This is a genomic window from Stenotrophomonas sp. GD04024, assembly GCF_029837545.1.
GTDB classification, from domain to species: Bacteria; Pseudomonadota; Gammaproteobacteria; order Xanthomonadales; family Xanthomonadaceae; genus Stenotrophomonas; species Stenotrophomonas forensis.
This window is the reverse complement of record NZ_JAOEDV010000068.1, coordinates 1-23,933: the sequence shown is the minus strand read 5'-3', so window position 1 is coordinate 23,933 and position 23,933 is coordinate 1. Positions and strand designations below refer to the sequence as shown.

At 68.1% G+C, this 23,933-nt stretch carries 25 protein-coding genes and 1 pseudogene; 10 read left to right on the top strand and 16 right to left on the bottom strand.

From position 1 onward, the window contains the following. The first annotated feature begins 144 nt into the window (after positions 1-144). From N7590_RS17400 to N7590_RS17375, 6 genes are read left to right on the top strand one after another with little or no spacing between them, the layout of a single operon-like run. Positions 145-765, top strand: a complete 621-nt coding sequence (locus tag N7590_RS17400) for a LemA family protein (RefSeq protein WP_008266893.1) — start codon at positions 145-147, stop codon at positions 763-765. A gap of 3 nt (positions 766-768) precedes the next feature. Beyond that, positions 769-1,653, top strand: coding sequence for a TPM domain-containing protein (locus tag N7590_RS17395; protein ID WP_053511365.1), 885 nt, complete (start codon positions 769-771; stop codon positions 1,651-1,653). Continuing rightward, entirely contained in the window at positions 1,653-2,147 is a 495-nt protein-coding gene (locus tag N7590_RS17390; RefSeq protein WP_053448837.1) for a TPM domain-containing protein, read from the top strand. The genes N7590_RS17395 and N7590_RS17390 overlap by 1 nt, the downstream gene beginning before the upstream one ends. Positions 2,148-2,198: 51 nt before the next feature. Continuing rightward, a complete protein-coding gene (lgt, locus tag N7590_RS17385; RefSeq protein WP_053511367.1) occupies positions 2,199-3,086 on the top strand; it encodes a prolipoprotein diacylglyceryl transferase in 888 nt (295 codons plus the stop codon). Next, positions 3,083-3,877: a thymidylate synthase gene (locus N7590_RS17380; protein ID WP_164242625.1), complete on the top strand. Its 795-nt coding sequence runs from the start codon at positions 3,083-3,085 to the stop codon at positions 3,875-3,877. The genes lgt and N7590_RS17380 overlap by 4 nt, the downstream gene beginning before the upstream one ends. 5 nt (positions 3,878-3,882) lie before the next feature. Then, positions 3,883-4,374, top strand: a complete 492-nt coding sequence (locus tag N7590_RS17375; protein WP_164242634.1) for a dihydrofolate reductase — start codon at positions 3,883-3,885, stop codon at positions 4,372-4,374. 77 nt (positions 4,375-4,451) lie between these two features. Here the strand turns inward: N7590_RS17375 and N7590_RS17370 are convergent, their stop codons facing one another. From N7590_RS17370 to N7590_RS17325, 10 genes and pseudogenes are all read right to left on the bottom strand, one after another. Beyond that, entirely contained in the window at positions 4,452-5,105 is a 654-nt protein-coding gene (locus tag N7590_RS17370; protein ID WP_164242626.1) for a DUF1287 domain-containing protein, read from the bottom strand. Beyond that, complete coding sequence (locus N7590_RS17365; protein ID WP_279935757.1) at positions 5,102-6,130, bottom strand: symmetrical bis(5'-nucleosyl)-tetraphosphatase; 1,029 nt, start codon at positions 6,128-6,130, stop codon at positions 5,102-5,104. Before N7590_RS17365 ends, N7590_RS17370 begins: the two co-directional genes overlap by 4 nt. Before the next feature lie 15 nt (positions 6,131-6,145). Further along, positions 6,146-6,529, bottom strand: coding sequence for a Co2+/Mg2+ efflux protein ApaG (gene apaG, locus N7590_RS17360; protein ID WP_008268668.1), 384 nt, complete (start codon positions 6,527-6,529; stop codon positions 6,146-6,148). A 13-nt stretch (positions 6,530-6,542) separates the two neighbouring features. Further along, positions 6,543-7,346 carry a 16S rRNA (adenine(1518)-N(6)/adenine(1519)-N(6))-dimethyltransferase RsmA gene (rsmA, locus tag N7590_RS17355; RefSeq protein WP_053511372.1) on the bottom strand — a complete coding sequence of 268 codons (804 nt, stop codon included), beginning with the start codon at positions 7,344-7,346 and terminating at the stop codon, positions 6,543-6,545. Continuing rightward, complete coding sequence (gene pdxA, locus N7590_RS17350) at positions 7,343-8,323, bottom strand: 4-hydroxythreonine-4-phosphate dehydrogenase PdxA (RefSeq protein WP_164242628.1); 981 nt, start codon at positions 8,321-8,323, stop codon at positions 7,343-7,345. Before pdxA ends, rsmA begins: the two co-directional genes overlap by 4 nt. Positions 8,324-8,341: 18 nt before the next feature. Continuing rightward, a pseudogene (locus N7590_RS17345) lies at positions 8,342-9,670 on the bottom strand (peptidylprolyl isomerase); the annotation flags it as partial. Then, positions 9,667-12,165 carry an LPS-assembly protein LptD gene (gene lptD, locus N7590_RS17340; RefSeq protein WP_080376011.1) on the bottom strand — a complete coding sequence of 833 codons (2,499 nt, stop codon included), beginning with the start codon at positions 12,163-12,165 and terminating at the stop codon, positions 9,667-9,669. The gene lptD and the pseudogene N7590_RS17345, both read right to left, overlap by 4 nt. Before the next feature lie 89 nt (positions 12,166-12,254). Beyond that, entirely contained in the window at positions 12,255-13,193 is a 939-nt protein-coding gene (locus N7590_RS17335; protein WP_164242630.1) for a histone deacetylase family protein, read from the bottom strand. A gap of 9 nt (positions 13,194-13,202) precedes the next feature. Further along, positions 13,203-13,757: a cob(I)yrinic acid a,c-diamide adenosyltransferase gene (locus N7590_RS17330; protein WP_053511377.1), complete on the bottom strand. Its 555-nt coding sequence runs from the start codon at positions 13,755-13,757 to the stop codon at positions 13,203-13,205. A gap of 8 nt (positions 13,758-13,765) precedes the next feature. Then, positions 13,766-14,350 (bottom strand): hypothetical protein, encoded by a 585-nt coding sequence (locus tag N7590_RS17325; RefSeq protein WP_053511378.1) that lies wholly within the window; start codon positions 14,348-14,350, stop codon positions 13,766-13,768. 107 nt (positions 14,351-14,457) lie between these two features. Between N7590_RS17325 and ubiH the strand changes: the two genes are divergently transcribed. Together ubiH and N7590_RS17315 are read left to right on the top strand one after the other, a co-directional pair. Beyond that, a complete protein-coding gene (gene ubiH, locus N7590_RS17320) occupies positions 14,458-15,666 on the top strand; it encodes a 2-octaprenyl-6-methoxyphenyl hydroxylase (protein ID WP_053511379.1) in 1,209 nt (402 codons plus the stop codon). Further along, positions 15,663-16,844, top strand: coding sequence for a UbiH/UbiF family hydroxylase (locus N7590_RS17315; RefSeq protein WP_053511380.1), 1,182 nt, complete (start codon positions 15,663-15,665; stop codon positions 16,842-16,844). The genes ubiH and N7590_RS17315 overlap by 4 nt, the downstream gene beginning before the upstream one ends. A 148-nt stretch (positions 16,845-16,992) precedes the next feature. Here the strand turns inward: N7590_RS17315 and N7590_RS17310 are convergent, their stop codons facing one another. From N7590_RS17310 to N7590_RS17285, 6 genes are all read right to left on the bottom strand, one after another. Beyond that, positions 16,993-17,388, bottom strand: coding sequence for an EF-hand domain-containing protein (locus N7590_RS17310; protein ID WP_164242631.1), 396 nt, complete (start codon positions 17,386-17,388; stop codon positions 16,993-16,995). A 49-nt stretch (positions 17,389-17,437) separates the two neighbouring features. Further along, positions 17,438-18,505 carry a 23S rRNA (cytidine(2498)-2'-O)-methyltransferase RlmM gene (gene rlmM / locus N7590_RS17305; protein WP_053511382.1) on the bottom strand — a complete coding sequence of 356 codons (1,068 nt, stop codon included), beginning with the start codon at positions 18,503-18,505 and terminating at the stop codon, positions 17,438-17,440. Beyond that, on the bottom strand, positions 18,489-19,049 hold the full coding sequence (locus N7590_RS17300) for a nucleoside deaminase (protein ID WP_004154307.1): 561 nt from the start codon (positions 19,047-19,049) through the stop codon (positions 18,489-18,491). Before N7590_RS17300 ends, rlmM begins: the two co-directional genes overlap by 17 nt. Before the next feature lie 97 nt (positions 19,050-19,146). Further along, positions 19,147-19,869 carry a DUF6348 family protein gene (locus N7590_RS17295; RefSeq protein WP_164242632.1) on the bottom strand — a complete coding sequence of 241 codons (723 nt, stop codon included), beginning with the start codon at positions 19,867-19,869 and terminating at the stop codon, positions 19,147-19,149. Between the two features lie 49 nt (positions 19,870-19,918). Then, on the bottom strand, positions 19,919-20,590 hold the full coding sequence (locus N7590_RS17290) for a hypothetical protein (RefSeq protein WP_164242633.1): 672 nt from the start codon (positions 20,588-20,590) through the stop codon (positions 19,919-19,921). A 43-nt stretch (positions 20,591-20,633) separates the two neighbouring features. Further along, positions 20,634-22,382 carry a glutamine--tRNA ligase/YqeY domain fusion protein gene (locus N7590_RS17285; protein ID WP_111112387.1) on the bottom strand — a complete coding sequence of 583 codons (1,749 nt, stop codon included), beginning with the start codon at positions 22,380-22,382 and terminating at the stop codon, positions 20,634-20,636. 240 nt (positions 22,383-22,622) lie between these two features. Between N7590_RS17285 and N7590_RS17280 the strand changes: the two genes are divergently transcribed. After that, complete coding sequence (locus N7590_RS17280; RefSeq protein ID WP_004154314.1) at positions 22,623-22,886, top strand: DUF2007 domain-containing protein; 264 nt, start codon at positions 22,623-22,625, stop codon at positions 22,884-22,886. 30 nt (positions 22,887-22,916) lie between these two features. Beyond that, the gene (gene msrA / locus N7590_RS17275) at positions 22,917-23,582 is read left to right on the top strand and encodes a peptide-methionine (S)-S-oxide reductase MsrA (protein ID WP_049457340.1); all 666 of its coding nucleotides are present in this window, start codon (positions 22,917-22,919) and stop codon (positions 23,580-23,582) included. Positions 23,583-23,933: the final 351 nt, after the last annotated feature.

Genomic DNA, 23,933 nt, shown 5'->3' with positions numbered 1-23,933 from the left:
TCACGGCGTCCCCCGCCATGCCCACCCGCCCGGACTACTCAGGCGATCCATGAGCACAACCACCGCGGAGGGGGCGGCGCCCGATGGCCGACCTTCACCCGAACCATGGCATGCTCGGCGCCACGTCCACCCGGAACCTCCGCCATGCGCCTGTTCACTCGTATCCTGCCCCTGATGCTGCTGGCCTCCCTGCTCTCCGGCTGCGGCTACAACGCCATCCAGCAGAAGGATGAAGCGGTCAAGGCCAGCTGGTCGGAGGTCATCAACCAGTACAAGCGCCGCGCCGACCTGGTGCCCAACCTGGTGCAGACCGTGAAGGGCTTCGCCAGCCAGGAAGAGCGCGTGCTGACCGAAGTCACCAACGCCCGGTCGCGGGTCGGCCAGATCAACGTCAACGCCGACGACGAAGCCTCGCTCAAGCAGTTCCAGCAGGCCCAGGGCGAACTGGGCAGCGCGCTGTCGCGGCTGCTGGTGGTCACCGAAAACTATCCGCAGCTGAAGTCCGACCAGAACTTCCGCGACCTGCAGGCGCAGCTGGAAGGCACGGAGAACCGGGTCACCGTCGCCCGCGGCCGCTACATCCAGCAGGTGCAGGACTACAACACCTACATCCGCTCGTTCCCGCAGGTGATCACCGCCAAGATCTTCGGCTACAAGACCAAGCCGAACTTCACTGTGGACAACGAAGCGCAGATCTCCAGCGCGCCGGCGGTCGATTTCGGCAATGCGCCGCAGCAGCAGCCGGCACCGCAGCCGGGCCACTGACCGATGCGCCTGGCCACTGCGCTGCTGGCCCTGCTGCTGTGGCTGCCGTTGGCGTCGCAGGCGCAGCAGTTGGCGCCGATTCCGGCGCTGGATTCGCCGGTGGTCGATACCACCGGCACGCTCGACGCCGCGCAGCAGCAGGCGCTGGTGCAGCAGGCGACTGACCTGCAGCAGCGCAAGGGCAGCCAGCTGCAGGTGCTGGTGGTGCCCACCACCCAGCCGGAAGACATCGCGCAGTACACCACGCGGGTCTTCGACCAGTGGCAGATCGGCCGCAAGGGCGTGGATGACGGCGTGCTGCTGGTGGTGGCCAAGGATGACCGGCGTGTGCGCATCGAGCCGGGCTACGGCCTGGAGGGCGCGATTCCCGATGCCATCGCCAACCGCGTCATCCAGGAGTACCTGGTGCCGCGTTTCCGCAGCGGTGACTATGCCGGTGGCATCACTGACGCCACCGGCGTGCTGGTCAAGCTGATCGATGGCGAAGACCTGCCGGCACCCGTCAGTGGCCAGCGTGGCGGTGAGCCCGACGGTGGTGGCGATACCTGGTTCCTGGCCCTGTTCATCGGCGTGTTTGCCGGCAGCATCCTGCGCGGGGTGTTCTCGCGCGTGCCGCGCCCGCTGCGTGGGCTGCTCGGTGGCGGGGGAGCGGCATTGGCGGCGTTCCTGTTCACCTCCACGCTGTTGGCCAGCGGCCTGGCCGGCATCGTTGGCCTGATTGTCGCCATGCTCTCCGGGCACCCGGGCCGCTTTGCCGGCGGCGGCGGCTGGGGCGGTGGCAGCTGGGGCGGCGGAGGCGGCTTCGGTGGAGGCGGTGGCTTCGGCGGCGGCGGTTGGGGCGGCGGCGGTGGCCGTTCCGGCGGCGGCGGCGCATCGGGAGGCTGGTGATGATCCAACGTCTGTGCCGCCATCTGTTCTCGCCGTCGGTACGGCGCGCGTTCCCGCCGGCCACGCTGCAGGCGATCACCGAGGCCATCGCCGCCGGTGAGCAGCGCCACGGCGGGCAGGTGATGTTCGCGGTGGAGGCCGACCTGCCGCTGGACGCGCTGTGGCGCAAGGTCACCCCGCGCCAGGCCGCCGAACATGCCTTCGCCCGCCTGCGCACCTGGGATACCGCCCACAACAACGGCGTGCTGATCTACCTGCTGCTGGCCGACCACGCGATCGAGATCGTCGCTGACCGTGGACTGCACGGCAGGATCAGTCCGGCGCAGTGGCAGCGGGTCTGTACCCATCTGCGCGAGGGCCTGCGCGGCCCGAACCCGGTCGAGGCGCTGCGCGGCGCCATCGAAGAGGTTTCGACCCTGGTGGAAGGGCACTTTCCGGCCGCGACGCGGTCAGACGATGACGGCCTGCCCAACACCCCGCAGCTCCTTGGTTGAGCCGGGGCGGCACTGGCCCGAGAATAGGCGTTCAACCGCAAGGCACCTTCCATGATCTATTTCCACGACATCGACCCCATCGCCCTCTCGCTGGGGCCGATCAAGGTGCACTGGTACGGCATCATGTACCTGCTCGGCTTCACTGCGGCCTGGCTGCTGGGCCGCAAGCGCATTGCCGACGGGCGCCTGCCGGGCGTTGATGCAAACGGCTTCTCCGACCTGCTGTTCTACGCCATGCTCGGCGTGGTGCTGGGCGGGCGCATCGGCTACATGCTGTTCTACGCGCTGGGCGATTTCCTGCACAACCCGCTGCTGCTGTTCAAGGTCTGGGATGGCGGCATGAGCTTCCACGGCGGCCTGCTGGGCGTGCTCGGCGCCTGCTGGTGGTGGTCGCGCAAGCACGCGCTGCACTTCTTCGACACCATGGATTTCATGGCGCCGCTGGTGCCGCTGGGCCTGGGCTTTGGCCGTATCGGCAACTTCATCGGTGCCGAGCTGTGGGGCAAGTACACCGACGGCAGCTGGGGCGTGGTGTTCCCGTCCGGCCTGCCGGCGCCGCTGAACCAGCTGGACCACGCGACCCTGCAGGCGCAGTTCGCCAGCGGCGCGCTGAACCAGTTCGCACGTCATCCTTCGCAGCTGTATGAAGCCTTCCTGGAAGGGCTGGTGATGTTCGTGGTGCTGTGGATCGTGTCGGCCAAACCGCGCCACCGCTATCTGGTCGGTGGCCTGTTCGCGCTGATGTACGGCCTGTTCCGCTTCGCCGTCGAGTTCGTGCGCATGCCTGACAACGGCGTCTACGTGGCCTTCGACTGGCTGACCCGTGGCCAGATCCTCAGCCTGCCGCTGATCGCATTCGGCCTGGTGCTGCTGGCGATGTCGCGCCGCGCGCCGGTGCTGCAGCCGCAGCCGATGGTGGCCGCCGAGGGCAAGGCATGAAGGCCTACCTGGACCTGCTTTCTCATGTGCTGGAACACGGCGCCGAAAAGAGCGACCGCACCGGCACCGGCACCCGCAGCGTGTTCGGCTGGCAGATGCGCTTCAACCTCAACGACGGCTTCCCGCTGGTCACCACCAAGAAGCTGCACCTGCGCTCGATCATCCACGAGCTGCTGTGGTTCCTGAAGGGCGATACCAACATCGGCTACCTGAAGGACAACCAGGTGCGCATCTGGGACGAGTGGGCCGACGAGAAAGGCGATCTCGGCCCGGTCTACGGCAAGCAGTGGCGCAGCTGGGCGACCGCCGATGGCGGTGCGATCGACCAGATGCAGTGGCTGGTGGACGAGATCAAGCGCAACCCCGATTCGCGCCGGCTGGTGGTCAGCGCCTGGAACGTGGGCGAGCTTTCGCAGATGGCGCTGATGCCGTGCCACAACCTGTTCCAGTTCTACGTGGTGGACGGCAAGCTCAGCTGCCAGCTGTACCAGCGCAGCGGCGACATCTTCCTCGGCGTGCCGTTCAACATCGCCAGCTACGCGCTGCTGACCCACATGGTGGCGCAGGCCACCGGCCTGGGCGTGGGCGATTTCGTGCATACGCTGGGTGACGCGCACCTGTACTCGAACCATTTCGAGCAGGCCCGCGAGCAGCTGTCGCGTGAACCGCGCGCGCTGCCGACGCTGTGGTTGAACCCGGACGTGACCGACCTGTTCGGTTTCCAGTTCGACGACATCCGCATCGACGGCTACGACCCGCATCCGGCGATCAAGGCACCGGTGGCCGTGTGAGCGCGATGAAGCTGTCGATGATCGTCGCGCTGGATCGCAACCGTGGCATCGGCCAGGGCAATGCCATGCCCTGGCACCTGCCGGACGACTTCAAGCACTTCAAGGCGCTGACTCTCGGCAAGCCGATCCTGATGGGGCGCAAGACCGCCGAATCGATCGGCCGCGTGCTGCCGGGGCGGACCAACCTGGTGCTGACCCGCAGCGGCCAGGTGCCGTTTGAAGGCATGCGCGCGGTGGCGTCGCTGGACGCAGCCAAGGCGATTGCCGAAGGCGAGGGCGCGAACGAGCTGTGCATCATCGGCGGTGGCGAGATCTTCCGTCAGCTGCTCGACCAGGCCAGTGACCTGTACCTGACCTGGGTCGATGCCGAAGTGCCGGCCGACACCCATTTCCCCGAGGTGGATGCGCACGACTGGCAGCACGTGAGCAGCGAACCGCACCCTGCCGACGAACGCCACGCCTACGCGTTCCGCTTCGTGCATTACGTGCGCCGCTGATCGCAACGCATCTGTAGAGTCGAGCTTGCTCGACTGCTCTTGGTGGATACACAGGGCATAGTCGAGCAAGCTCGACTCTACGGAGCCGGCATCCGGTAATGCCCGATGATCGCGTGCTGGAACAGCAGGTTCTCTTCGCGCGTGCCGCGCGCCATGTTGTGCAGCACCAGCGGCGTGCCATCGGCCAGCCGCCGGTCGGAGACGATGCCGACGTGCAGCAGTCCGTTGCCGTTGAGCTTCCAGGCGACGATGTCGCCGGCCGCGTAGTCGGTGGCGAGGGCGGTGACCGGTTGCTGCCAGCCCTGGCGCTCGAACCAGCGCATCAGGTTGGGGACGCGACGATGATCGATGTTGCGGTCCGGCCGTGACAGGCCCCAGATCGCCGGATAGGCACTGAAATTCCCGCGCATGTCCTCATGCACGCGTGCCTGCAGATCCAGGCCCTGGCTGCGCAGGGCGCGCACCACCACGTCGGTGCACACGCCGCGATCGCGCGCGACGTCACCACCGGGATAGGCGAGTACCTGATAAGCCGGGTCGTAGCGGACGGTGACGCCGATCTGTGCGCGTGCGGCGGCCACCAGCGGCGGCGAGGGCGCCTGCGGTGGTGCCGGCGTGGCTGCGGCGTCCTGCGCGGCCGTGGGAGTTGGAGGCGAACCGGGCTGGCAGCCGCTGGCCAGCGCCAGCGTCAGCAGCAGCACCGTCCATGGTGCCGGGCCCGGTCGCATCACGCCTGCGGCGGGGCGCCGTTGTTGCCCGGGCCTGCAGAGCCACCGCCACCACCGCCACCACCGCCACGACGGCGACGACGGCGCGGGCCGCGGGTGCCCGGGTTACCAGCAGGTGTGCCACCGCCCTGTTCCTTGCCCTGTGCCGAAGCGGCAGGACGCTCGTTTGCCGGTCGCGCCGGCGGACGGGCGTTGGCAACGGGGGCCGGCACATCACGGCCCGGCACCTGCACCACGCGCAGCTCATCGGTATCGAGCTGCAGCGCGGTCAACTTCCCGCCCCACACCGCACCGGTGTCGATGGCGTGCACGCCCTGGGTGATGGTCAGGCCGAGCGCGGACCAGTGGCCGCAGACGACCTTCAGGTCGCGCTCGACCCGGCCCGGCACTTCGAACCAGGGGTACAACCCCTGTTCCTGCGTGCCCGGCGTGCCCTTGTCCTCGATGCCGATGCGCCCACGCGGGGTGCAGTAGCGCATGCGCGTCAGCACATTGATGATCGCGCGCGAACGGTCATAGCCGGACAGGTTGGGCGCCCAGCTGGGCTTGTCGCCGTACATGTTGCGGAACAGCTTGCGGTAGCCGGCGCCGTGCAACTGCGCCTCGACTTCGGCCGCATGTTTCTCGGCCATCTGCGTGGTCCACTTCGGCGCCAGGCCGGCATGCACCATCATCCAGCCCAGCTCGCGGTCCACGTGCACCAGCTTCTGCAGGCGCAGCCAGTCCAGCAGTTCGTCGCGGTCCTCGGCCTGCACGATGCGCAGCAGGTCCGGGTTGACCTTGCGCTGCTCCTCTTCGGTGCGCGCACCGACGGCCAGCAGCGAAAGATCATGGTTGCCCAGCACCACCACGCTGTGCTCGCGCAGCGAGTGCACCAGCCGCAGCGTTTCCAGTGACTGGCCGCCGCGGTTGACCAGATCGCCGCAGAACCACAGGGTGTCCTGCGCCGGGTCGAAGCGGATCTTCTCCAGCAGTCGCTGGGTGACGTCATAGCAGCCCTGCAGGTCGCCGATCGCCCACACACTCATCGTTCGGCCTCCTTGTCAGTGCAGGGTACGCGGGACGGCCAGCACGAACGGTGCGACCGGCGCGGCGAATTCGGTGCCATCGTCGGCGACCATGTCGTAGTGTCCCTGCATGGTGCCGTGATCGGTCCCCAGCATGACACCGGAGGTGTAACGGAAGTCTTCACCGGGGCGCAGCCGCGGCTGCTCGCCGATCACCCCGTCGCCATCGACATGCTCGACGCGGCCATTGGCATCGGTGATGCGCCAATGGCGTGCGACCAGGCGTGCGGCCACCCGTCCCTGGTTGTGGATGCGGATCGTATAGGCGAACGCAAAGCGACCGTCTTCCGGTGCGGATTGATCGTCGAGGAAGCGCGGCGCGACTTCGACGGAGATGGCATAAACGTCAGCGTCTTCCATACCGGCAGTGTAATCAGGAGGCATTGGCCAGAGCGACGAATTCGGCCACGTCCAGCTGTTCGGCGCGGGCATCGGGACGCACGCCGGCGGCGATGAACTGCTCGGCGGACACCACGTTGTTCAGCGCATTGCGCAGGGTCTTGCGGCGCTGCCCGAAGGCGGCCTTGACCACCTCGGCAAAGCGCCTGTGATCGTTGATGCCGATGCTGGCCGGATCGCGCGGCACCAGCCGTACCACGGCCGAATCGACCTTCGGCGGCGGCCGGAAGGCGCCCGGTGGCACCACGAACAGCGAGGTCACCTGGCAGTACGCCTGCAGCATCACGCTGAGGCGGCCATACACCTTGCTGCCGGGGCCGGCGGCCATGCGATCGACCACTTCCTTCTGCAGCATGAAGTGCATGTCGCGGACCACTGCGGCATGTTCCAGCGCATGGAACAGGATCGGCGAGGAGATGTTGTAGGGCAGGTTGCCGACCAGGCGGATCGGCTGGCCGGCGGCCAGCTCGGTGAAGTCCACGCGCAGCACGTCGCGATGGACGATGGTCAGCTCGCCCAGCGGCTCGGCGGCGGCGGTCAGCGGCGCGATCAGGTCGCGGTCGAACTCGATCACCGTCAGCTTCGGATGCACGCGCAGCAGCGGCAGCGTGATCGCGCCCTGGCCGGGACCAATTTCGATCAGGCGGTCGCCGTCTTTCGGATTGACCGCCATCACGATCTTGTCGATGTAGTGGCGATCGGCCAGGAAATGCTGGCCAAGCTGCTTCTTGGCCGGGGCGGTGAACACCGGGCCGGAGGGGGAATGCGGGGAATTCATGCGCTCAGTGTACGTTGCCGCGCCAGCTGCGCACACAGCGTCGTTGCCGCCTGCAGGCTGGAGGGATCGGCGATGCCGCGGCCGGCCAGATCCAGCGCGGTGCCATGGTCGACCGCCACGCGCGGATAGGGCAGGCCCAGGGTCAGGTTCACTGCCTGTTCGAAGCCCGAGTACTTCAGCACTGGCAGGCCCTGGTCGTGATACATGGCCAGCACGGTGTCGAAGCCGGCCAGCTTGGCCGGCAGGAAGGCGGTGTCGGCCGGCAGCGGCCCGACCAGGTCCATGCCTTCGGCGCGCAGGCGCTGCAGCAGCGGGATGATCAGGTCCAGTTCCTCGCGGCCCAGGTGGCCGTCTTCACCGGCGTGCGGGTTCAGGCCGAGCACGGCGATGCGCGGCGCAGGCAGGCCGAACTCGCGGCGTAGCGCGGCATGCACGGTACGCAGGGTGTGTTCCAGGCCGGGTGCGGTGATCGCATCGGCCACCTCGCGCAGCGGCAGGTGGGTGGTGGCCAGGGCCACGCGCACGATGGGGTTGGCCAGCATCATCACCACCTTCACCCCGGCCTGGTCGGCCAGCAGTTCGGTGGTGCCGCTGTAGGCGATGCCGCCTTCGTTGATGACCGCCTTGTGCACCGGGCCGGTGACCACGCCTTGCAGTTCGCCGCTGAGGCAGGCTCGGCCCGCGCCGAGAAGCGCGTCGATGACCGCGCTGCCGTTGGCCGGGTCGGCGTGGCCAAACCGGCTGGGGACGGCATTGGCGACCACGCGCAGGCGCAGGTCGCCGGGGACGCGGGCTTCGGCATCCTCGGGCAGCAGCTGCAGGGGCAGGTTCAGCGCGGCTGCAGCCGCGCGCAGAGTGTCCGGATCGCCGAAGGCCAGCAGCCGGCTGTCTTCACGCGGCTGCTGGGCCAGTCGGACACACAGTTCCGGGCCGATCCCGGCGGGCTCGCCCGGTACCAGAGCGAGCTCGGGGCGCATCGGTCAGGACTGCGGCGGCGTGGCGGTGTTTTCCGCGCGGTCGCCGCTGCGGAAGCTGACGTAGGCTTCGCCACGCAGTTCCTGCAGGAAGCGGTTGTACTCGTCTTCCAGCTTGCGGCGGCCGATGGTCTCGCGGACCTGGGCACGCTGGTTGTCGTTGGTCACGTCGGTCTGGCGGGTGGCCACGCGCTGCACGATGTGCCAACCGGCATCGGTACGGAACGGCTGGCTGACGCCACCATCCTGGAGACCGGAGACCTGCTGGCCGAACGCCGGACCGAACGCGTCGGCCGGGAACCAGCCCAGATCGCCGCCCTGGCCCTTGCTGTTGTTGTCCTCGGAGGACTCCTTGGCCACGGCCTCGAAGTCCGCGCCACCGGCAATGCGGGCGCGCAGGGTATCGATCCTGGCCTTGGCGGCGGCGTCGGTCTGGTGATCGTCCACGCGCACCAGGATGTGGCGGCCGTGGTACTCGGTGACCGTGCTCGCGCCGGCCGTGGCACTGGCATCACGCACGTCCACCAGCTTCAACAGCTGGAAGCCGCTCGGGCCACGGATCGGGCCCACCACTTCACCGGGCTTCATCTTTTCCATCATCTGCGCGAACGCCTGCGGGATTTCATCCAGGCTGCGCCAGCCCAGATCGCCGCCTTCCAGCGCGTTGGGGCTGTCCGAATAGCGGACGGCGGCGGCGTTGAAGTCCAGCTCGCCCTTGTCCAGCAGGGTCTTCACGCCGTCGGCCTTCTTCTGGCCGGTAGCGATCTGGTCGGCATTGGCGCCGTCGGGCAGGGCAATCAGGATGTGCGCCAGGTGGTACTGGTTGCCCACCGTGGCCTGCTGTTTCAGCGCGGCATCGACTTCACCCTCGCTGACGCTGATGCGGCTCTGCGCGAAGCTCTGGCGCAGGCGCTGCACGGTGATCTCGTCGCGCACCGAGGCCCGGAAGTCGTTGAAGTCGATACCGTCATGGGCCAGGCGCTGGCGCAGGGCGTCCAGCGTCGAGCCGTTCTGCTGGGCGATGGCATTCATCGCCTGGTTCAGCTCCTGGTCGCCGACCCGGATGCCGCTGCTCTGGGCGCGGGCGACCTGCAGCTTGACCAGCACCAGGCGCTCGAGCACCTGGCGGCTGAGCACGTCTTCCGGCGGCAGCTGGTTTTCGCGGCCAGCGTACTGCGCCTTGATGTTGGCGATCGCACGCTGGAGCTCGCTCTGCAGGATCACATCCTCATCGACGACGGCGGCGATGCGGTCAAGCGGCTGCGCCTCCTGGGCAAGCACCTGCAGGGGGGCGGACACGCTGGACACCGCCAGCAGCGAGGCGAGAAGAACGGGGAAGCGCTTGGTCATGGGATCTGATTCGGATCGTAGTCGTCGCGGGTCGCCCCGGTGTTGCTGGGCGGCACGAGATAGAGGTCGTCGCGGTTGTAGCCGAGGATAGCACGGCGCAGGGTACGGTCCGTGTCCTGGCCGATGGAGCTCAGACCCTTGAGCACGAACTCCAGCTGGATGGCGTTGTTCATGTCACCTTCGCGGTTGCGCACGTAGCGGCGGGCCACGGCGCGCACGGCCAGGCAGCAGCTGTCCCACTGCACGCCGGCGATGATTTCCAGCGGTTCCTTGTCCTGCAGGGAGTAGTAGTAGCGGCCGACCACGCTCCAGCGCGCATTCAGCGGGTACAGGAACGACAGGTCAGCCTGCTCCAGCAGGGTCCGGTCATGCTTGTTGGCGCTGGCCGGGGCACCGGCATTGATGCGGTAGCGGTAACTGAGGTTGACCACGCCATCGTTGGGCATCAGGTAGCGGGCACGGACGCTGGCCAGGTCCTCGCGCTTGTACTTCGGGTCCCACTGGTAGGTGGCGCCCAGCGTCCAGCGGTCGTTGATCATGTAGTTGCCGTCGGCGATCCAGGCCGACTTGCCCTTTTCCACCGGCGCACCGCCCGGGAGTGTCACCCGCGACTCGTCGAAGTACTGGATCTGGCCGATGGCGGCCGAGAACCGTTCCTTGCCGGTGGTCTGGTCGATGAAGCGGGTGCCCAGCGCCAGGGTCAGCTGGTTGGCATCGTTCTGGCGATCGGCGCCGGTATAGCGCGAATCGCGGAACAGCTGGCCCCAGCTGAAGGTGAAGTCACGGGTATCGAAGATCGGCAGCTCGTCCTGGTTGCGGTACGGCGTGCGCAGGTAGAACAGGCGCGGTTCCAGGGTCTGCAGGAACGACTTGCCACCGATTCTGGTCTCGCGATCGAAGAACAGGCCGGCATCGAGGCTGGCGATCGGCAGGCTGCGGCTGGGCGAGGTGTTGCCACGCAGCTGTTCCGGCGTGGCGGTGTTCGGATCGATGCCCTGTGAACGCAGGATCTGCCCACGGATGCCATTGACGCCGTCCACCAGGCTGCGGTCCAGCTGGTAAGCGGTGTAGCGATAGGCCAGGGTGGGGGTGACGTACCAGGCCGCGCCGCTGATCGGGAACGACACGTACGGTTTCACGTCCAGGCGCGAGCCACCACTGACGCCGATGCCTGACCTCAGCTGCTGGCCAGTACGCGTGTACTGCAGGTCCGGATCGACATCGGTGCCGTACTTGTAGTTGATGTCGTCGTGGGTGAAACGCACGGCTTCGGTGTAGATGCCGGTTTCCAGCCACGGCAGCACCGGCTTGTCCCAGTTGAAGAACAGGCGGGGCTGGCGGTTGTAGGGCAGGGCGCTTTCGTTGAGGGTGTAATCGGTCAGCTGCCAGCGGTCGGCCATGATCCCGGCCGTCCAGTCCTGGCCGGTGCCATACAGCCCGATCGTGCTCTGCAGGTTGGAGGCCGTGACGCCCACCAGGCGGTTGGCGAAGTCCTCCACATAGCGCTCGTCACTGACCCAGGCCAGGTTGGCACGCGCCTGCCAGTTGCTGTTCACGTTGTGGTAGCCGGTGAACATCACCCGGCCGCGGTCGCGGTCGCGCAGCTTGTCGTTGGGCATGAACGAAGTCAGCACGTCGCCACGACCGCCGTTGTAGAGGTAGCGGAACTCGTTGTCGAGCAGCAGCCCGCGCCGGCTCATGTAGCGTGGGGTCAAGGTGTCGTCGTAGTTCGGCGCCAGATTGAAATAGATCGGCTGCGCGTAGTCGAAACCGTTGCGGCCGGACATGCCCACCTGCGGGAACAGCAGGCCGGTCTTGCGGCGGTCATCGATCGGGAACTTGAAGTACGGCGCCCACAGGACCGGCACGTTGCCGATACGCAGCACGGCGTTGCGGGCGGTGCCGAAGCCTTCGTCGTTGTCCACCTCGATCTGCGGCGCGGACAGCTTCCATACCGGCTGCGAGGGGTCGCAGGTGGTGTAGGTGGAGCGGTGCATCTGGCCGACCGCACCCTGCAGGTCGACCGACTCGGCATCACCGTTGCCGCGGCGCGACACCAGCTGGTACTTGATGTCGGAGATCTTGTGGGTGTCGCTTTCCTGGTTGCCCTCGGCACGCTTGGCGACCATCCGGATCGACCCGTCCTGGTAGCGGACATTGCCGTCGGCGATGTAGTTGCCGGTCTCGGTATCGAAGCTGAGCTTGTCGGTGCCGACGAACTGATCGCCACGGCGCAGGGCCACGTTGCCCTCGTACTGCGGCACGGTGGTGGTGCCCAGCAGCTGGTCGCCCTCGATGTCGGTCGACTGCTGCTCACGGGCGGCCGCGGCAGCGGCCTTGTCCTGGCCGGGCACAGGGGTGGGGGCGTCAGTGAACGCGGGAATCACGTCGGTGGCCGGGCACAGGCCCCAGTTGAGCGGCTTGTCGTCGGCCATCGCCGGCAGGCTGATGGCGATGCTCAGAGGCAGGGGAAGCAGTCGGAGGGCTCGGCGCACGCGGTTCGGATTCGGGCGAAAACGGACGGTAGCTTGCCCCATCCCTTGCATAGGGGCAATGAAGGGCGGTGGAGACTGCCGGTTCGGGTTCATCCGGCAACGGTACCACCGGCGCCTGAAATCAGGGTCCGGACATGCGCCACGCCGCATTCGGCCAGTGCCTGCAGGTCGTAGCCCCCCTCCAGCATCGAGACCACCCGGCCGGCCGCGTGGCGACGTGCCAGCGCATGCAGCTCGCCGGTGATCCAGGCGAAATCGTCGGTTTCCAGCATCAGATCGGCCTGCGGGTCCCGCAGGTGCGCATCGAAGCCGGCCGAGATCAGCAGCAGCTGCGGGCGGAAGTCATCGATGGCCGGCAGCATCTCGTCGGCCCAGACATTGCGGAAGCGGAATCCGCCACTTCCGGGCGGCAGCAGGATGTTCATCAGGTTGCCGGCGCCACGGTCGCGGCGCAGGCCCGAATTGGGGAACAGCCCGGCCTGGTGGGTGCTGTAGTACGAGACCCGGGCATCGTGCTGGAAGATGTCCTGGGTGCCGTTGCCGTGGTGCACGTCGAAGTCGACCACGGCAATCCGTTCCAGGCCGTGGCGGTCGCGGGCATAGGCAGCGGCGATGGCGATGTTGTTGAGCAGGCAGAAGCCCATCGCGGTGCTGCTGGTGGCATGGTGGCCCGGGGGCCGCACCGCGCAGAAGGCCAGCGGATCCTCGCCGAGCATCACCGCATCGACTGCGGCCACGCCGGCGCCGGCCGCGTGAACAGCGGCGCTGGCCGATCCCGGCGAGGTCCAGGTGTCCATGTCCAGCTGGCGCAGCGGGGCAGTCTGTGGCTGCAGCACGACGTCAAGCAGGGAACTGTCATGCACCCGGGTCAGTTCGCCGAACTTGGCCGGAGGGGCTTGGCGCCACTGCAGCTGGCCGGGAAAGGCCGCATGCAGGGCGTCGAGCACATGCTGCAGGCGCTGCGGGCACTCCGGGTGCCCGGGGCCGGGGTCATGCAGCAGGCAGGACGGATGGGTATAGACCAGCATCGTGCCGACTCAGCGCTGGCGCTGCTGTGGCTGCCACAGCGCCTCGCCATGGCCATCGGCACGGGCCAGCACCCGGGCCAGCACGAACAGCAGGTCCGACAGCCGGTTGAGGTATTGCAGGGCCTCGCTGCGCACCGCCTCGCGGCGGGCCAGGGCAACGGTCTCGCGCTCGGCGCGGCGGACGATGGTGCGTGCCAGGTGGCAGCGTGCAGCGGCTTCGCCCCCGGCCGGCAGGATGAATTCCTTGAGCATCGGCAGGTTGGCGTTGTAGTGGTCCAGCTGCTGCTCCAGCGCCGAGACGTCGGCGGCGTGGATCGCGGCGTGGCCGGGGATGCACAGCTCGGCGCCCAGGTCGAACAGCTGATGCTGCAGGTGCACGACCAGCGCCCGCACGTCCTCGGGCAGCGGTGCCGCCAGCAGCAGGCCGAGCGCTGCATTGGCCTCGTCGACCGTGCCGAAGGAGGCAACGCGGGCATCATCCTTGGCCACGCGCTGGCCGTCGCCAAGGCCGGTGCTGCCGTCGTCGCCGGTGCGGGTGTAGATGCGCGAGAGGCGATGGCCCATGGCGTGGCTCAGTGGCGGATGTCGCGGCGGGCCTGCTGGAGCTTGAGGACCTGCTCCACGGCCAGCTGCAGGGCGGCGGCCAGCGCCACATAGATCGCGGTGGTGCGCAGGTACGGCCCGAACCATTGCGCGTAGTTCTGGGCCCAGCCGGCCAGGGTCGGTTCGGCCACGTTGCGGCTGGTCCAGTAGAAGCCGCCCTGCGCCAGCAGGTGGCAGACCGCCACCGAGGCGACCAGCAGCATTGCGCCCTTGGCCAGCACCGTCCAGCGCGCGCTGCGGTAGTTGCGGCCCAGCAGCAGGCCGCCGGCCCACAGCGAGAAGTACGCCGGCAGCAGCAGCCAGTAGCCTGGCGACACGCAGTAGTGCTGCCAGAAGTCCAGGCCGCTGCTGCGGATCACGATCCAGTCGACCAGCACCGCGAACACCATCAGCAGCGGGAACGCCCAGCGCGTCCAGCGCGCCAGATAGAAGCCGCCGATGAAGAACACGGCCCAGGAGGCATCGGGAATGGCCGCGAAGTGATTGACCCGGGTCGCCGCCAGCAGCAGTACAAGGACGGACAGGACGAAGGCGCGGTTGGCAGTGTCGGACATGGTGGGGGCCCGGGGCGGATTCAGGTTTCATTCTAGCCCGCCGCACGGGATGGCGCAGGCGTCGTCCCGTTCGGCGTACAGTCGGGACGAGCGCGTATCATGAACGCATGAGTGAACGACATGACGTGCTGATCGTCGGAGGCGGCCTGGTCGGCGCCAGCCTGGCCATTGCCCTGGAGCGCCTGGGCCGCGACGTAGGCCTGCTCGAGGCCAGTCCCGCCGGTGAACTGCCGGCGGTGTTCGACCAGCGCAACCTCAGTTTCGCCGCGGCCACCGTCAACGCGCTGACCGCGCTGGGCGTGATGCAGAAGCTGGCGATGGCGCCGGGGCCGATCCGCCGCATCCATGTCAGCCGTGCCGGTGATTTCGGCCGCGTGCAGCTTGAGGCCAGTGACTATGACCGGCCCTGGTTCGGCCAGGTGGTGGTCGCGCGCGATTTCGGCCAGGCGCTGGAGGCTCGGCTGCAGGAGCTGCCGCGGCTGCGCCGTTACCGGCCGATGCGTTTCCTGGGGCTGGGCGAGGTGGTCGACGGCTATCGCCAGGTGCGGGTGGCCGATGAGAACGGCGAACACGTGCTGCTGGCCCGGCTGGTGGTCGGTGCCGATGGCACCGCCAGTGCCGTGCGCGGTGCGCTGGGGATCGAGGTCGACCGCCATGATTTCCAGCAGACGCTGTTTGTCGCCCGCGTGCGCAGCCAGCGCGCGCCGGATGGCACGGCGTGGGAGCGCTTCACCGATACCGGCCCGACCGCGCTGCTGCCGCGCGGCGACCGCCACTTCGGCACCGTGCATGGTGTTGCGCGCGACCAGGCCGACGCGGTGATGGCGCTGGATGATGCCGCCTGGCTGCAGCGACTGCAGCACGCGATCGGCTGGCGCGCCGGCCGCCTGCTCGACTCCGGCCCGCGCAGTGCCTATCCATTGATCCAGGTGCTGGCGCGTGCGCTGGCCGGTGAGCGCGCGGTGCTGCTCGGCAATGCCGCACAGACCATCCACCCGTTGGGCGCACAGGGCTTCAACCTGGGCCTGCGCGATGCGCTGACCCTGGCCGAGCTGCTGGAGGATGCGCATGAGGACGCCGGCAGTGACGCATTGCTGCAGGCCTATGTCGCGCGCCGTGAGGAGGACCGCCGGCAGACGGTGGCGTTCTCCGGTGGCCTGGCGCGGCTGACCAGCAATCCGGCACCGCTGATGCGACCGCTGCGCAGCCTTGGCCTGGTGGCCGCGCAACGTGCCTCGGTGCAGTCGATGCTGGTCGGTGGCGCGATGGGTTTCCGCGGCGAAGTGCCGCGGCTGTGCCGCGGAGAAGCCGCATGAGCCGGCACGCGCGTCTGGACGTGGCCATCGTCGGTGGTGGCGTGGTGGGTGCGGCCTGCGCGCTGGCACTGGCCGATGCCGGGCTCTCGGTCGCACTGGTGGAAGGGCGTGAACCGGCGCCCTGGCAGGTCGCGCAGCCGGACCTGCGGGTGTTTGCCTTCGCCGCTGACAATGTGCAGCTGTTGAACCGGCTGGGCGTGTGGCCCGCCATCGCGCAGGCCCGCGCGTGGCCCTATCGGCGCATGCAGGTGTGGGATGCGGCAGGTGGTGAGGATCTGTTGTTCGACGCGGACCGCTTCGGTCGGCGCGAGTTGGGTTACATCGTCGAGAACGGCCTGCTGCAGGATCGCCTGTGGGCGGCGCTGCCGGCCGCGGGCGTGCAGCTGCATTGCCCGGCGCGGGTGGAGACGCTGGAGCAGGACGAGGCCGGCGTGCGCCTGCGCCTCGACGACGGCCGTCGCCTGGAAGCGGCGCTGGCGGTGGCCGCTGACGGCGCCGAATCGACCCTGCGCCGGCTGGCCGGGATCGAGGTCGAGCGGCATGACTACCACCAGCGTGGCGTGGTGGCCTACGTGGACAGTGAACTGCCGAACCAGGCCACGGCCTGGCAGCGCTTCCTGCCGACCGGGCCGCTGGCGCTGCTGCCGGTGGCCGAGCGCCGCAGTTCGATCGTCTGGACCCTTCCGGAGGATGAAGCCGCTCGCGTGCTGGCTCTGGACGAAGCCGCGTTCAATCGGGAACTGACCCGCGCCTTTGCCGCCCGCCTGGGCGAACTGCGGCTGGCCTCGGCACGTGCGGCGTTCCCGCTGCGCCGTCAGCTCGCTCGCCACTATGTCGCTGGTCGCGTACTGGCGCTGGGCGATGCCGCGCATGTCGTGCATCCGCTGGCCGGGCAGGGCGTGAACCTGGGCCTGCGCGATGTCGCCGCCCTGCAGCAGTGGCTGGCGCCCTCGACGGAACGCCGCGGCCAGCCACGCCTTTCACCGCAGCGGCTGCAGCGCTGGGCCCGTGAGCGCCGCAGCGACAATCACATCGCCGCCTACAGCTTCGACGCGATCAATCGCCTGTTCTCCAATGATGAGATGCACCTGACCCTGGCCCGTGGCCGCGCGCTGGGCTGCGTCGGCAAATGGCCGCCGCTGGTGCAGGCATTCTGGAAGCGCGCCGCCGGCGTCTGACCGGAGTACAGGCCGTCCTGGTAGGTGCCAACCCTGGTTGGCACGCCTCCGACAGTGTGCCAACCAAGGTTGGCACCCACCGGGAGCGGGTCGTGTGCGCGGCGTCAGTAGAGCCACGCCATGCGTGGATGAAGATCGCGACGGCGGATCAATCCACCAGCCAACCGGCCAGGTCGGCGCGGTCGAGCTTGCCGCGGTGCCTGCGGTCCAGCGCGTTGAACTCGTCGGCCAATGCCGGGTTGGCCTGTGCTTCCTCGCGGCTGATGAAGCCATCGCCGTTCACGTCCAGGTCGCTGAAGCGGATGCGGTACTGGCCGACCACGCTGCTCGGCTCCAGCGAACGTACGGTCACCTGCGCTTCGCCGGGCGGCTGTGCAATTTCCACGCTGCCGGTGACCCGGCCAGCGCCCAGCGGTTGCTGGCGGATCGCGCCACCGGTCGGGCCGAGCGGTTGGCTCTGCGCGGGCGTATGCGGCAACTGCTGGGCAAGGGCGGGAGCCGCCGCCAGCAGGGCGATCAGTATCGGAGTCGAGCGGTATCGCATGGTTGCATCCCTCGGTAGCGCCGGGCCATGCCCGGCGGGCACGATGGCCTCAGCGCAGCGGCGAAGCCAGTACGGTGATCTCTTCGCGGTCGTGGTACAGCTGCTTGGCGCGCACCACCAGCGGCTTGCCGGCCTGGTCCTGGAACAGGTCCAGGCACAGCCGGGTCTCGTCCCAGCGCTTCTTCATCGGCAGTTTCAGGTTGAAGATCGCGTGCCGGCACCAGCCTTCGCGGAACCAGGTGGCCATGCGCTCGGCCACGCGGCGCGGCTGCTCGACCATGTCGCAGACCATCCAGTCCAGCGGCTGCTCCGGGTGCCAGTGGAAGCCATCTGCGCGCAGGTGCTCGACCAGTCCGGTATCCAGTACATGCTGGCGCAGCGGGCCGTTGTCGATGCTCAGCACGTGCATGTGCTGGCGGGTCAGCACCCAGGTCCAGCCGCCGGGTGCGGCGCCAAGGTCGGCCGCGCGCATGCCAGGCTTGGCCAGTGCCTCGCGTTCTTCCGGCGTCAGCAGGGTCAACAGCGCTTCGTCCAGCTTCAGTGCCGAACGCGAGGGGGCTTCGGGCAGCAGCTTCAGGCGCGGAATGCCCAGCGCCCACGGCGCGCTGTCGGCCGGGTCGGCGATGCAGACGAAGGCATGGGTACCATCGACGAACACCACGTGCAGGCGTGGCAGGCGGTTGTTCGGCTTGTCGGCCAGCTTGCCGGCCTTGCGCAGCGCCGGGCGCAGCGCGTTGCCGAAGGCACGCGCCAGGCCGGAGAGCGGCTTGCCCGCATCCGAGTCGGGGTGCTCAACCCACAGGTCGCCGAAGCGCGGCGCATCGGCCAGCACCTCCAGCATCGGCGTGATGCGGTCGGCCGGATCCAGCTGCGGCAGCTCGGCCAGTACCAGCAGTTTCTGCCGCGCGAAGATCAGCTCGCGCCAGCGCAGGCGCGGTGCCAATGCAGCGGCGTCGTCGCACATGAAAAGCACGTAGCCGTCATTGCGCTGGGTGCGGGCATAGCCGGCGAAACCGGCTTCGCCCGCGCGGAACTGCAGCTCGCCGGCCAGTTCGGGCTCGAAGCCCTGCCGGCACAGGCACAGCAGGCCGATGCCGGTCTCAGTAACGGGCGCCATCGCTTTCCCCATAGGCACGCAGCACGCTGCGCGCAGCATCGCGGTTCAGGCCCTGCACCACTTCGATGCCGCGCTTGTTGAGCTCACCGACCCAGTCGGCCGGCAGCGGGCCTTCATCGAACGGGGTCAGCTCCTCGACGTCGGCCGAGTTGGCGCCGATCAGCAGGCGGTCGATGCCGGCCCACACCGTGGCGCCGTAGCACTGGCAGCACGGCTGCGAGCTGGTGGCCAGGGTGACCGGCGACAGCACCGCGTTCAGGCGCGGGGTCTGCAGGCGCTGCTGGGCCAGCATGTAGGCCATGTTCTCGGCGTGCGCCAGCGAGGTCGCGTGCGGCATCACCCGGTTCACGCCGGCGGCGATCACCTTGTCATCCGGGCCGAACACCACCGCACCGAACGGGCCGCCACTGGCGTGCTCGACGTTCAACCGCGACAGCTCGATCGCCAGCGCGACCTTGGCCTCATCGCCGGGATATCGACGATCCAGGTCGATCTGGTCGTGGATCCAGGCGGGAAGGGTCAGGTGGACTTGCGCGTACAGCATCGCGGGGGTGCCTCGTGTGGGATGGAAGAAGGTGCGGTTGCTTGGGAAACCGGCGCGCAGTGTAGCCGCAGCGGCCTGTACCGGGTGTGGCGGTGGGTCAGCCCGGCGAGCCGGTGCGGATCACCACGTACTGCTTGCGGAACTCCAGCCCGGCCTTTGGCCAGCTGGCGGCATAGGCGCGCAGCAGGGGCAGGGCAGCGGCGAAATCGTGGCCGTTGACCCGGCAATCGGCTTCGCACAGGCCCTCGGCGTCGCGCGAGGCGAACAGGCGGATGGCCAGGAACGGGCGCGCCCTCAGCAGCTCGTCGAAGGCGTCCATGCTGCGGGTGAACAGGCAGCACGGGCAGGAACCGTGGTCGTCCTCGCCGCAGGTGGAGGCATCCACCTCCTGTGCGCGGTAGTGCGCCAGCGGCCCCAGCACCACGGTGCGCTGCAGTTCTTCGCCTTCCTCGGCGCCCGGATAGGTCAGGCCCAGCATCGGCAGGCCCTGGGCGTCTGCGGCGCCGACGGCGGTCTGCAGGGTCGCCAGGTCCACCCGCATCCAGGTCTGGAAGCCGGACAGCAGCGATGCCTGTTCGTCGGCGCCGTTGGCGTGCTGGTACTCGAACAGGCCGTCGGCGAACAGCACAGGGTGCTGGGTCTCGATGACGGTGGAGGTCTGCCAGCCACCGTTGTCGCGTTCATTCGCGGCCACGGCATGCGGGGTCAGGCGCAGGCCACTGTCCAGCAGCAGCGCGCCAGCGTCGACGCGGCAGGCGATACCGCCTTCCTGCAGCACCTGCTGCAGCAGCGGGAGGAGTGCGGTGGAAGTTGTGGTCATGTCAGGCCTGTGGATGGATGGGGTGGAACATCCAGGCAGTGCCTGGGGTCTAGCGATCGATTGCGTCGAGTGCGTCGAGTGCGTCGAGTTCGGCGCGATAACGCTGCGCGTCGGGCTGCTGCTGCGGATCATTGCCATGCTCGCGCAACCAGGTCTCCAGCTCGCGGCGATAGTCTGCGCGGAAATCGGCGTTGCCCGGGCTGAAATGCAGCTTGCGTGCGGCCACTTCCACGCGTTCGCGCGCGCTGGCCCGGGCCTGGGCAATGCCGTGCGGTGATTCGTTGGTGAGGATGACGAAGTTGCGCGGGAAGCCCGGGGTGTACTTCACCACGAAGGGCTGGTCCTGCGCCGGAATGCGGATCGCGTTCTCCAGTGGCCACAACGAGGCGGTGTTGGTATGGAACACCACCTCCACGTCACGGCCCTCGGCGGTACGCAGCACCGCTTCGTAGCGCCAGATGTACTGTTCGTTGAGGGTGGAGTTGGTTTCCTCGGCCTTGACGATCACCGCTTCACCACGCTCGCCCACCGCATTGAGGAAGGTGGCGTTGAGGAAGTGGCCGAGGAAGATGTTGAGCATCGCCAGCGGGAACACCACGATGGCGTAGCCCGGAAAGCGCCGCCACCACGAGACCAGCCCGGCCAGCACCATCGCTGCAAAGAACGTCAGCAGCGGATGCTGCGAGATGAACCAGAGCAGGGCGGACAGGGCGGTGATCATCGTCGCGGGCGTGCGGGCGCCGTGCTGGCGCCCGCGCAGGTCCTCAGGCCGACCAGGTGTCGCGCAGGGTCACGCTGCGGTTGAACACCGGCTTGGCCTCGGTGTGGTCGCGGCGGTCGGCAACGAAGTAGCCGGTACGTTCGAACTGGAACGACTGCTCCGGGGCAGCGCTGGCCGCGGCCGGCTCGACATAGCCGGTGACGGTGCGGCGCGATTCCGGGTTGAGGTAATCGCGATAGGTCTTGCCTTCCGATTCGTCGTCCGGGTTCGGCACCGAGAACAGACGGTCGTACAGGCGGATCTCGGCCGGCACGCCATGCACGGCGCTGACCCAGTGGATGGTGCCCTTGACCTTGCGGTTGGCGCCTTCCATGCCCGGGCGCGATTCCGGATCCAGCCAGCCGCGCAGCTCGGTGATGGTGCCGTCGGCATCCTTGATCACCTCATCGCAGCGGATGATGCCGGCGCCGCGCAGGCGTACTTCGCCACCCGGGACCAGGCGCTTCCAGCCCTTCGGCGGCACTTCGGCGAAGTCCTCGCGATCGATCCACACTTCGCGTGCGAACGGCACCTGGCGGCTGCCGAAGCTTTCGTCCTTCGGATGGTTGCTGAAGGTCAGCTGCTCTTCGTGGCCTTCGGGCAGGTTGCTCAGCACCAGCTTGACCGGGTCGACCACGGCCATGCGGCGCGGTGCGGCGCTGTCCAGGTCTTCGCGCAGCGCGCCTTCCAGCACGCTGAAGTCGATCAGCGAATTCTGCTTGCTGATGCCCACGCGCTCGGCGAACAGGCGCATCGCTGCCGGCGTGTACCCACGGCGGCGCAGGCCCTGCAGGGTCGGCATGCGCGGGTCTTCCCAACCGTCCACCAGCTGCTCGGTGACCAGCGCCATCAGCTTGCGCTTGCTCATCACCGTGTAGTTGATGTTCAGGCGCGAGAACTCGATCTGGCGCGGCTTGGCCGCTTCGCGCGGCAGGCCGGCGTCGACCAGCGGCTGGGTCAGCGCGTCGTCATGGGCGAAATCCACGTTGTCCACGCACCAGTCGTACAGCGGGCGGTGGTCTTCGAATTCCAGCGTGCACAGCGAGTGGGTGATGCCCTCGATCGAATCGCCCAGCGCGTGGGCGAAGTCGTACATCGGGTAGATCGGCCACGCGTTGCCGGTGTTCTGGTGCTCGACGTGCTTGATGCGGTACAGCGCCGGATCGCGCAGGTTGATGTTGCCGCTGGCCATGTCGATCTTGGCGCGCAGGGTGCGCGCACCATCCGGGAATTCACCGGCGCGCATGCGGCGGAACAGGTCCAGGTTCTCCTCGACGCTGCGGTCGCGCCACGGCGACGGGCGGCCCGGCTCGGTCAGGGTGCCACGGTAGGCGCGCACTTCCTCGGCCGACAGGTCGCAGACATAGGCCTTGCCCTGTTCGATCAGCTTCTCGGCGGCTAGGTAGTAGGTCTGGAAGTAGTCCGAGGCGTGGCGCAGCTCGTTCCACTCGAAGCCCAGCCAGCGCACGTCGTCCTGGATCGCGGCCACGTATTCCGGATCTTCCTTGGCCGGGTTGGTGTCGTCGAAGCGCAGGTTGCAGACACCGCTGAACTCACCGGCGATGCCGAAGTTCAGGCAGATCGACTTGGCATGGCCGATGTGCAGGTAGCCGTTCGGCTCGGGCGGGAAGCGGGTCTTGATCGCCTGGTGCTTTCCGCTGGCCAGGTCCTCGCGCACGATCTGGCGGATGAAATCGCGCTTTTCGTGGCTGTCGGCGGGGGTCTCGGGGCTGGCGGGGGTGTGCTCGGACATGAGTCTGGGGCGAAAAAGGGCAGAAAGACCAACAGTCTAGCGCGTACGGCGCAGGGCTGCCCGGCGGCGCCTGGGTTGCCGGCCAGCGGCCGGCACTACCCCCCACCTTCCGGGGTTGCCGGCCGGCAGATTGCGTATCGACACGCAGATGGGGGTAGTGCCGGCCGCTGGCCGGCAGAACGCACCACCGGCATTCAGCGCCCGGGCGTATGCTGGACCCCTGCCCCAAGGAGCCGTCGCATGCACATCGTGTACAAGGCCGACAACCTGTTCGACGCCCACCTGGTCAAGCACGCACTGGAAGACGCCGGCATCCCCGCCTTCGTGTTTGGCGAGCAGCTGCTGGGTGGCATGGGCGAGCTGCCATTGTTCGGCGTACTGCGGGTCGGCATCCCGGATGCGGCGCGGCCGCAGGCCGAGGACATCGTGGCCTCGCTGGACTTGGGCCACGCCCCGGACGACCCCATTTCAGATGCAGACGACATTGCCGGCCTTCCGGCGTAGGAGCGCATCATGTTGGGAATTGGCCAGGGCATCCTCGGCATCGGGGCCTTCAAGCAGCGCCTGCCGCGCCCGGAAGAAGCACTGCCGGGGCGCGAGCAGCCGCTGCCGCTGCACAGCAACCAGCACTTCGTGAACAGTCATCCGCTGAAGGACCGTTTCGCCGGCCTGCAGCAGATCCGCTTTGCGCTGGGCTGCTTCTGGGGCGCCGAACGCAAGTTCTGGAACGAGCCGGGCGTGTACAGCACCTCGGTCGGCTATGCCGGTGGCATCACCCCGAACCCGACCTATGAAGAGGTGTGTTCGGGCCTGACCGGCCACACCGAAGTGGTGCAGGTGGTGTTCGACCCGGCGGTGGTGAGCCTGGAGCGGCTGCTGCAGCTGTTCTGGGAAAGCCACGACCCGACCCAGGGCATGCGCCAGGGCAACGACACCGGCACCCAGTACCGCTCGGCGATCCACGCCACCGACGAGGCCCAATACGCCGCCGCGCTGGCCAGCCGCGAGGCCTACCAGGCGCAGCTGGATGCGGCCGGTTACGGCCCGATCACCACCGAGATCGTGTACCCGGCACCGACGTACTACTACGCCGAGGATTATCACCAGCAGTATCTGGCGAAGAATCCGAACGGTTACTGCGGCATTGGTGGCACGGGCGTGAGCTGCCCGATCGGGCTGGATGTGGAGGGGCCGCGCTGACGCGCGGTGGTCCGCCTGCGGCGGGCAGAATCTACGGCAGAAGCCAAAGCCAAAGCGGCTCTGGGTTGTTGTGAGTTGGGCGGGACGGGTGCAGATGGCGGGACACGCCGTAAACCCGTCCTTGGGGGCTCGGCCACGGCATCCATGCCGTGGACGGTCCCGCCATCTGCACCCGTCCCGCCTCCAATCATTTCCCGGTGACGGTGGGCAAGAGCATGGGTTACTGACGAACTGAAGGAAAACAAAAGGACGCGGCCTTCGCCGCGTCCTTTTGTTTGTATGCAGTGCTCCGTAGAGTCGAGCTTGCTCGACTGCGAGCAAGCGCAGCGCGCGACCCGCTGTTGCTTTTCT

Excerpts from the sequence above, each read along its gene's own strand:
- N7590_RS17400 (WP_008266893.1), top strand. The coding sequence starts at position 145 with ATGCGCCTGTTCACTCGTATCCTGCCCCTGATGCTGCTGGCCTCCCTG.
- N7590_RS17395 (WP_053511365.1), top strand. The coding sequence starts at position 769 with ATGCGCCTGGCCACTGCGCTGCTGGCCCTGCTGCTGTGGCTGCCGTTG.
- N7590_RS17390 (WP_053448837.1), top strand. The coding sequence starts at position 1,653 with ATGATCCAACGTCTGTGCCGCCATCTGTTCTCGCCGTCGGTACGGCGC.
- lgt (WP_053511367.1), top strand. The coding sequence starts at position 2,199 with ATGATCTATTTCCACGACATCGACCCCATCGCCCTCTCGCTGGGGCCG.
- N7590_RS17380 (WP_164242625.1), top strand. The coding sequence starts at position 3,083 with ATGAAGGCCTACCTGGACCTGCTTTCTCATGTGCTGGAACACGGCGCC.
- N7590_RS17375 (WP_164242634.1), top strand. The coding sequence starts at position 3,883 with ATGAAGCTGTCGATGATCGTCGCGCTGGATCGCAACCGTGGCATCGGC.
- N7590_RS17365 (WP_279935757.1), bottom strand. The coding sequence starts at position 6,130 with ATGAGTGTGTGGGCGATCGGCGACCTGCAGGGCTGCTATGACGTCACC.
- apaG (WP_008268668.1), bottom strand. The coding sequence starts at position 6,529 with ATGGAAGACGCTGACGTTTATGCCATCTCCGTCGAAGTCGCGCCGCGC.
- rsmA (WP_053511372.1), bottom strand. The coding sequence starts at position 7,346 with ATGAATTCCCCGCATTCCCCCTCCGGCCCGGTGTTCACCGCCCCGGCC.
- pdxA (WP_164242628.1), bottom strand. The coding sequence starts at position 8,323 with ATGCGCCCCGAGCTCGCTCTGGTACCGGGCGAGCCCGCCGGGATCGGC.
- N7590_RS17335 (WP_164242630.1), bottom strand. The coding sequence starts at position 13,193 with ATGCTGGTCTATACCCATCCGTCCTGCCTGCTGCATGACCCCGGCCCC.
- N7590_RS17330 (WP_053511377.1), bottom strand. The coding sequence starts at position 13,757 with ATGGGCCATCGCCTCTCGCGCATCTACACCCGCACCGGCGACGACGGC.
- N7590_RS17325 (WP_053511378.1), bottom strand. The coding sequence starts at position 14,350 with ATGTCCGACACTGCCAACCGCGCCTTCGTCCTGTCCGTCCTTGTACTG.
- ubiH (WP_053511379.1), top strand. The coding sequence starts at position 14,458 with ATGAGTGAACGACATGACGTGCTGATCGTCGGAGGCGGCCTGGTCGGC.
- N7590_RS17315 (WP_053511380.1), top strand. The coding sequence starts at position 15,663 with ATGAGCCGGCACGCGCGTCTGGACGTGGCCATCGTCGGTGGTGGCGTG.
- N7590_RS17310 (WP_164242631.1), bottom strand. The coding sequence starts at position 17,388 with ATGCGATACCGCTCGACTCCGATACTGATCGCCCTGCTGGCGGCGGCT.
- rlmM (WP_053511382.1), bottom strand. The coding sequence starts at position 18,505 with ATGGCGCCCGTTACTGAGACCGGCATCGGCCTGCTGTGCCTGTGCCGG.
- N7590_RS17300 (WP_004154307.1), bottom strand. The coding sequence starts at position 19,049 with ATGCTGTACGCGCAAGTCCACCTGACCCTTCCCGCCTGGATCCACGAC.
- N7590_RS17295 (WP_164242632.1), bottom strand. The coding sequence starts at position 19,869 with ATGACCACAACTTCCACCGCACTCCTCCCGCTGCTGCAGCAGGTGCTG.
- N7590_RS17290 (WP_164242633.1), bottom strand. The coding sequence starts at position 20,590 with ATGATCACCGCCCTGTCCGCCCTGCTCTGGTTCATCTCGCAGCATCCG.
- N7590_RS17285 (WP_111112387.1), bottom strand. The coding sequence starts at position 22,382 with ATGTCCGAGCACACCCCCGCCAGCCCCGAGACCCCCGCCGACAGCCAC.
- N7590_RS17280 (WP_004154314.1), top strand. The coding sequence starts at position 22,623 with ATGCACATCGTGTACAAGGCCGACAACCTGTTCGACGCCCACCTGGTC.